This is a genomic window from Streptomyces sp. NPDC006265, assembly GCF_040613555.1.
Classification (GTDB): Bacteria; Actinomycetota; Actinomycetes; order Streptomycetales; family Streptomycetaceae; genus Streptomyces.
In genome coordinates, this window is record NZ_JBEXSH010000422.1 from 1 (window position 1) to 7,679 (window position 7,679).

Below are 7,679 nucleotides of genomic sequence, written 5' to 3' on the forward strand. Positions count from 1 at the left end.
GTACCTCGACCGTCGTGGTCTGCGTCTCGCCCTGCTTGATGGAGGGGCGGGCCACCTTGGCCGAGCCGAGCGGGCCGCCGACCAGCTTGCCGTCGAGCGCGGCGAAGCCGTTCGTCACCTTCCAGGAGGCGGCGGCCGGGGTGCCGACCTTCGCCTCGGGCACGGTCACGGTCTCCGGGTCGAAGGCCGCGCCGAGCACGGCGACGTCCAGCTTGTACGGGTTGTCCAGCAGCGGCGACGTGCGGCGCGACTCGACCTCGATCTCCCAGACGCCTGCCTGCGGGTCGGCGTAGGAACGCAGGTCCGGACGGCAGGTGTTGGACGGGTTGTCGTAGTTCGGGTAGCAGTTGATCGTCGACGTCGGGTCCGACGGCACACCGTACGGGTGGATCGAGATGAACCGGGTCTGGCTCTTGTCCTTCAGCCCGCTCATCGCGACCTCGAGGGTCTTCGCGCCCTCGGGGACGGTGACGAAGTAGTGCTGGGTGCTGTTGCGCTGCACCGAGCTCTTCGCGGAGTACGTGTACTTCAGCGGCGTGGAGACCACGACCGTGCTGAGGACCTGGCGGTCGATGCCCTCGGTCTTCGGGTCGTCGACCTCCAGGATCGCGCTCTTGATGCCCGCGGACTTCGGCGTGGCCTGGACCTTGACGGTCACCGGCTGGTTCAGCGGCAGCTTCACCTCGTCGGAGCCGACGATGCGGAACGTGCGGCCCGCGTTGTTCTCGAAGTGCAGCTCGTGCCGGATCGCCTTGTCGGCGCCGGACGTACGGGTCAGGGTGATCTCGTACGTCTTCTTCTGCCCGGCCTTCAGGCCGCCCTCGCGGTCGTAGAGGCCCGTGCCGAAGCCCGGGGTCTTCAGGAACTGGTCGATCGCGGTGTCGACCGGCGCCTTGACCGTGTAGGTGTGGGAGGTCGCGTCGTCGCGGATGGCGTCCCAGGCGTCGGGGATGTTCATCAGGCCCGCGCCCTCCTCGTACGCCTGCACACCCTTGATGTGGTCGGCGGTCGAGGTGAGGGCCGTGCGCAGGGTCGCCGGCGTGAGGTCGATCTTCTTCTGCTTGGCGGCCGAGATGAGCAGCGCCGCGGCGCCGGTGGCCTGCGGGGAGGCCATCGAGGTGCCCTGGAGCATCGAGTAGCCGGCCGGCAGGGTGTAGCCCGCCTCGGCGACCGGGCTGCCCGGCAGCCAGGTCTGCGTGGTGTTGATCGCCGCGCCGGGGGCGACGAGGGTCGGGGTGAAGCCGCCGTCCTCACGCGGGCCGCGCGAGGAGAACGGCATCATCGCGTACTTCTTCTTCACGACCGAGCCGTAGTTGGCGGCCCAGGTCTCCTTGGAGACGGACGCGCCGACCGAGATGACCTTGTCGGCCAGGGCCGGGTCGCCGATGGTGTTGGCGCCGGGGCCGGAGTTGCCCGCGGAGATCACCAGCTGGACGCCGTAGGTGTCGATGAGGCGCGTGTACAGCTCGCTGCGCGCGTTGTTGCCGTCGTTCAGCGCCGGCAGGCCACCGATGGACATGTTGACGATGTCGACACCGCGCTTGGTGACGAGGTCGATCATGCCCTCGGTGAGCGCGACGTTGGTGCAGCCGCCGGACCAGGTGCAGGCACGCGAGGAGACCAGCTTGGCGCCGGGGGCGGCGCCGTCCATCCGCCCGCCGAACAGGCCGTTGGCGGCGGTGATGCCGGCGACGTGCGTGCCGTGCTCGGACTCGATGACGCCGATGTTCACGAAGTCGGACTTCTTGCCGACCCAGGAGCCGCCCAGCGGGTCCATCGGGACGTCCTTGCGGATCTCCACGACGAACGGCTGCCGCTCGGAGACGTCGGTCTTCGGGTCGTCGGTCCCGAAGTACCCGACCTGGTGGCCGTCCTTGTACGGCTTCATCGGGGCGTCGTCGCCGAAGTCGCTGTTGTTGTTCAGGTCGACCCGGACCGTGCCGGTCTTGGCGTCGTACAGCACGCCCCAGACATCGGTGGTGTCGCCGTCGCGGTTGGCGTCGCCCTTCGCGTCGCCGGCGGCGGTGTACGACTCCTTGAAGAGGCTGACGGAGTACGAGCCCGCCGGCGCCTTGTACGACTGGCCCTGGTAGGTGAAGGCCGGGCCGGACACGGCCGTGACCATCGGGCGCCAGGTGTTGTCGTTGTCGATGATCGGGTCGGTCGCCGTCACCCAGTCGACGATCTTCCGCTCACCGGTCGTCGTCTTCTGCAGCGCCGGGTGGCCGAGGTCCACGCCGGAGTCCAGGATGCCGATGGTGACACCGCGGCCGTCCGCCTTCGGGTGGTCCTCGACGAAGTCGACCGCGCCCGTCTCGAAGGACGGGTTGTACGGGTTCTCCGCCGGGGTCTTCTTTCCCGGGCCGGGGTAGGTGCCCTTGGCGGCCTTCGCGCCCTTCGCGGTGTCCGCGCTCGGCGTCGGGTCGTCCAGCGGGATCTCCTCGCGCAGGTCGATGCCGTGCACGGAGGACAGCTTGGCGGCGGCCGTGATCGCCGAGTCCGCCTTGGCCGTCGGGACGGTGGCGCGGACGTAGCCCAGCTTGTCGTCGGACCGGCCCACCGAGCCGCCCTTGATCGCGTCCAGCTGCCCGGCGACCTGCTCGGTCTTCCCGGGGGCGGTGGCGATCATCATCGTGACGGTCTTGTCGCCGTCGGCCTTGGCCTCCGCGAGCAGGTCCGCATCGTCCGAACCGAGCTTGGAATGCGCGGACTTGACGCTCGGGTCGGCCGGGGCGTCCGTGCCCGGCCCGTCGGCGGAGAAGGCCATCGGGATCGGCCCGGCCGCGGAGAGCGCGGCCACGAGACCGGCGGCCACGGCGATGCGGGCCACACGTCTCGGGCCCGATATCTGATCGCGCGGGGTGGGAGGGGTCATCGGCATCCCTTGTAGGTAAAGGAACGAGCGGGAAGCGACCGGGGCCCGATCGGCCCTGGTCGCACACGGTCCGAACGGCAAGCCCGGACGATCGCACAGCCTTACGCAAGGGGAACTTCTTTGGGGAGGGTTGACCGAAACGAGATGGATGTATGGGGAAAACCCGCGATGCGATTTGTGAGCATCGGTCCCGAAGGTGTCGAAGAAATCGGTTAACGTCCCGGAGTGCGACAGAAGTTGAGGGTGGCGGCCTACGCCATATGCATCCGGGACGGACAGATCCTCCTCGCCCGCTCGCCCGCCCAGGACGGCACGCCCGAGTGGGTCCTGCCGGGCGGCGGTATGGAGCACGGCGAGGATCCCTACGACACGGTCCGGCGGGAGGTGGAGGAGGAGACCGGGTACCGCATCGAGGTGACCGGGCTGCTGGGCGTGGACTCCGCCCACCGCGTCTTCCGCAACGGCTTCGGACCCCCCGTCGACCATCACGGCGTCCGGTTCGTCTACGAGGCCCGGATCATCGGCGGCGAGCTGCGCAACGAGGTGAACGGCTCCACGGACCTCGCCGCCTGGCAGGAGCTGAACGCCGTGCCCGGTCTGGTGCGGATCTCGATGGTCGACATCGCGCTGCGGATGTGGCGCGAACGCCCGGTCACCGGACGGCTGGCCGACGCTCTGGAGTAGGGCCTGACCGCACGACGGTTCAGGTGCGGTACCCCGGAAGATGAACGCCGCGTGACCGGTTCCCGGCCGGACCCGGAGCGGGCGACGACGCGCAGGGTAGTCCAAGATCCACGTGCGGTGATCGGCGCTGCGCGTTGCCGCCTCGTTCACGCGCAGGTCATCCCCGGTGCCAACGATTCAGTACGAGCGGGGTGTTCACGACGTGAACGCCCCGCGACCACTGCCGACGCGTTCGCACTCGGGGAGAGAAGCGCATGTCGCGCACACGCTCAGTCGCCGGCTCCGGCCAGGGCATCCACCGTCGTTCCGTCCTCGCCGCCACCGGCGCGGTCGCCCTCTCCGGAGGCGTCGGCTACGCCCTGCGGCCCAGCGACAGCCAGGCCGCCACCGCCGGGGAGAGCACCACCGCCGTGGCCGCGTCCTCGCGCCGGGCACCGGCCGCACCTCTGGCCCCGTACACCAAGGGCACCACCGTGGCGTCCGTTGCCGCCCCGCGCGGCGGCTCCGGCTCCGGCTACCGGCGTCTGGGCGACGGGCCCGGCTGGCGGCGCGTCGTCCGCTCCGAGCTGGCCGCGCCCAAGTCCGGCCGCGCCGGGCGCCGTACCGCGCTGGCCGCGTTCGTCCAGCTCACCGACCTGCACATCATCGACGCCCAGCACCCGCTGCGCCTGGAGTACCTGCGCTCGGCCGACATCCACGCCTGGCGGCCGCACGAGGCGCTGACCGTGCAGGGTGCGATCGCGCTCGTCGAGCGGATCAACGCGCTGCGCGGTGCCCCCGTCACCGGCGCCCCGCTGCACTTCGCCATGACCACCGGCGACAACACGGACAACAACGCCAAGTCCGAGCTGGACTGGTTCCTGAAGATCATGAGCGGCGGGCGCATCACGCCCAACTCCGGTGACCCGCGCCGGTACGAAGGCGTCCAGAACAGTGGCCTCAAGCAGTACTGGCAGCCCGACGCCGCCGTCCGCGACAGCGACAAGCAGGCCGGCTTCCCGCACCTGGACGGCTTCCTGAAGGCCGCCATCCGGGAGGTCCGCAGCCCCGGCCTCAACCTGCCCTGGTACTCGACGGTCGGCAACCACGACACCCTGCCGATGGGCTGCTACGCCTCGCACGGCGACTCCTACCTCACCGAACTGGCCGTCGGCGGCAAGAAGCTGATGGACGTCTCCGCGGCCGAGGCGCAGCGGCTCCAGGCGCAGATCAAGAAGGCCCGCGACCCGCAGGGCGTCCGCTACCACGACTTCCTCAAGTCCCACGCCCGCTCGACGCGTTCGGTCACCCCCGACGAGCGTCGCGCGCCCTTCACCCCGGCCGAGTACCTCCAGGCGCACCTGGACCCGGCCCACCGCGGCGTCGGCCCGGCCGGCCACGGCTACTCCTTGGCCAACCTGGACGCGGGCACCCAGTACTACGCCTTCCGCATCTCCGACGACGTCATCGGCATCAGCCTGGACACCACCGACTCCGGCGGCCACTACGAGGGGTCCATCGGTACGGCCCAGCTGAAGTGGCTCGACAAGACACTGCGGGACAACAAGGACTCCTATGCGGTGATCTTCAGCCATCACACCAGCAAGACGATGACGAACCTGCGCAGCGACCCGGCGAGGCCGAACGAGCGCCGCCACAACGGCCAGGAGGTCCTCGCCCTGCTCGGCGGTCACCCCAGGGTGCTCGCCTGGGTGAACGGCCACATCCACAAGAACGTCATCACACCGCACTCGATGTCCGGCGGCGGCTCCTTCTGGGAGATCTCCACCGCCTCCCACGTCGACTTCCCGCAGCTGGCCCGGGTCATCGAACTGGCCGACAACAAGGACGGCACGATCTCCCTGTTCACCACGCTGGTGGAGTCATCGGCCCCGCACCGCACGGACTTCTCCGACCTCTCCCAGACCGGCCTTGCGGCCCTCTACCGCGAGTTGTCCCTCAACGCCCCCGGCGCGAGCACGAGCCTCGGCGGCGACCCGAAGGACCGCAACACCGAACTGGTGCTCAAGAAGGGGGCAACGACCCGGGGCTAGCGCCCCAGGCTTGCACAACGGGCGCCACTGGCTGTGGCGCTGCGCTTGCGTCCCCGTCCCGCGCCCCGGCTCGGCACATGGGTCTGGCTCGCGCACGCACCTGGCTACTTCTCCTCTTCCAACCCCAGCCACTGGGGACGGCTCCGACAGTACGAAACCGCGCAGGGGCCTCGGGTCGTAGTCGAGCACGCCTCATGAACAAGCCTGGCGGTGATCACCACTTCTTGGAAGCATGACACCGGCAAAGAAGCGGGCGGCCCCGGCAGTTGCTGTGAAGTCGGTGGTTGGAAAACCGCCGAGGAGGGGCCGCCGGCAACGGTCGGCGGCCCCTCCTCTCCCTTCCTGGTCCTGCCCCGCGTCCGTCACTACCGGGGCAGCATCACGACATACGCGGCCGGTTCGCGGTCGGCCGAGGCCATCAGGGCCGTGCGGATCACCGTCGCCTGCTGCTCCGGGGAGTCGCGTAGCTTCCTCGGTGTGATGTGGACGACCGTGATGCCGAGCCGCTCCAGGTGCTCGCGCTTGCGGGCGTACTCGGACCACCGGGCGTCGTCGTCCTGCCGGGGCGCCCGGGTGTCGAGTTCCACCGCCACCGCCTGGTCGGGCCAGTACGCGTCGAGGCCACCGAGGTAGGGGCCGCCGGGCAGGCGCAGGTCGACGTTCCAGACCGGGTCGGGCAGGCCGTACTCGTGGACCATCCGGTATAGCCGGTCCTCCGCTCGTGCCCGGCCCTCGGCGAGCAGGGACTCCACCGCGTCCACCACGTGGGGGCGGCTCAGCAGCCGGGCCTGGTTCAGCTCGCGGACCACCGCCGTCGGGTCGCAGTGGCCGGCGCGGACCGCCTCCGTGAGCAGCCTGCGGACGACGCCGGCGTCCGAGAGTTCGGCCACCGCGTCGGCCACCGCGCGGGCGACCGGCGCCACCGGCACCCCTGTGACCTGCTCGGGGGCGGGCATGACGGGTGTGCGGACGATGCGCACGCAGCCCGTGGAGCGCAGCCGCCGCAGCCGCGGGACGAGGACGTCGATGGCCTCCAGGGACGGCAGCGGGGGAGCGGAGGAGAAGCCGTGCAGCGTCAGCGCGGCCAGGCCCGTGATCATCACCTCGGGGTAGGCGGGGGCGTGCGGCCGGCCCGCGCCGGGCTGGGCGGGCACCCCGGTGCCGCGCTCCCGCGCCGCGTACATCAGCACCGCGTGCAGCCGCTCCTCGCTGGTCGGCGGGCCCGGATGGAGCAGGACGACGCCCGGCAGGAACTGCTGCCAGGGGCCGCCGGCGCGGCACTGCTCGTTCGTCTCGGCCGTGGAGACACCGTGCGAGCGAAGCTGGGCCGTCGTCATCACACGGGGGCGGCCACCTCCGGACACGTCGTGCAGGGGGCGGGGGGAGAGGGGGGTGTTGTGGGTCATGACCCGCAATTTCCCGCTCTCCCACCCTCCTTGAACCACTGTTACAGGTCCGTCGACACATACGTACAACCCGGCACTAAAGGACGGATGTTCGGATGCCGAAAGCCCCTGGTCCGTTCGGGTGTGGACCAGGGGTTACGGCTCACGGTGCATTCATCTCGTAACGAAGGTGGAACGCCCGGATCTCAGGCCAAAGCTACTGTTCAGAGGCCTCGTCGCACGCCTGTCCACGCAACGCCCGTGCCAGGTCGTCACGGGACTCCAACACCAGCCGGCGCAGCGCCGGGGCCGCCTCCTTGTGGGCGTCCAGCCAGGCGTCCGTGGCGTCCAGCGTCTTCTTCGACTGCTGGAGCGACGGGAACAGGCCCTGCACCACGTGCATGCCGATCTGGATCGAACGCTCGGCCCACACCCGCTCGATCGCCGCGAAGTACTTGTCGGCGTACGGCGCGATCAGCTCACGCTGCGAGCCCTGGGAGAAGCCCGCGATGGTCGCCTCGACCATGGCGTTGGACAGCGCGTCCGACTCCACGACCTGCGCCCACGCCTGCGCCTTGACCGCCTCGGACGGGCGGGCGGCCAGACAGCGCACCTGGTGGCGCTTGCCGGAGGCCGTGTCGTCCCGGGCCAGTTCCTCGGCCAGCGCCTTCTCGTCGACGACCCCGTGCGCGGCCAGCGGCT

Annotated in this window: 5 protein-coding genes; 2 read left to right on the forward strand and 3 right to left on the reverse strand. The window is 70.3% G+C overall.

Going from position 1 to position 7,679, the window contains the following annotated elements:
• Positions 1-2,875: S8 family serine peptidase (locus ABZ281_RS28930; protein WP_356660139.1), on the reverse strand; the 2,875-nt coding region annotated here is incomplete at its 3' end.
• A 225-nt stretch (positions 2,876-3,100) separates the two neighbouring features.
• On the opposite strand from ABZ281_RS28930, the gene ABZ281_RS28935 reads away from it, so the two are divergent.
• Both ABZ281_RS28935 and ABZ281_RS28940 read left to right on the forward strand, forming a co-directional pair.
• Positions 3,101-3,559, forward strand: a complete 459-nt coding sequence (locus ABZ281_RS28935; RefSeq protein WP_356660141.1) for an NUDIX hydrolase — start codon at positions 3,101-3,103, stop codon at positions 3,557-3,559.
• A 254-nt stretch (positions 3,560-3,813) separates the two neighbouring features.
• On the forward strand, positions 3,814-5,592 hold the full coding sequence (locus tag ABZ281_RS28940; RefSeq protein ID WP_356660143.1) for a TIGR03767 family metallophosphoesterase: 1,779 nt from the start codon (positions 3,814-3,816) through the stop codon (positions 5,590-5,592).
• Positions 5,593-5,957: 365 nt separating this feature from the next.
• Here the strand turns inward: ABZ281_RS28940 and ABZ281_RS28945 are convergent, their stop codons facing one another.
• Entirely contained in the window at positions 5,958-6,998 is a 1,041-nt protein-coding gene (locus ABZ281_RS28945; RefSeq protein ID WP_356660145.1) for a hypothetical protein, read from the reverse strand.
• Positions 6,999-7,194: 196 nt separating this feature from the next.
• On the reverse strand, positions 7,195-7,679 hold a 485-nt coding region (locus ABZ281_RS28950), incomplete at its 5' end, for an ERAP1-like C-terminal domain-containing protein (protein ID WP_356660147.1).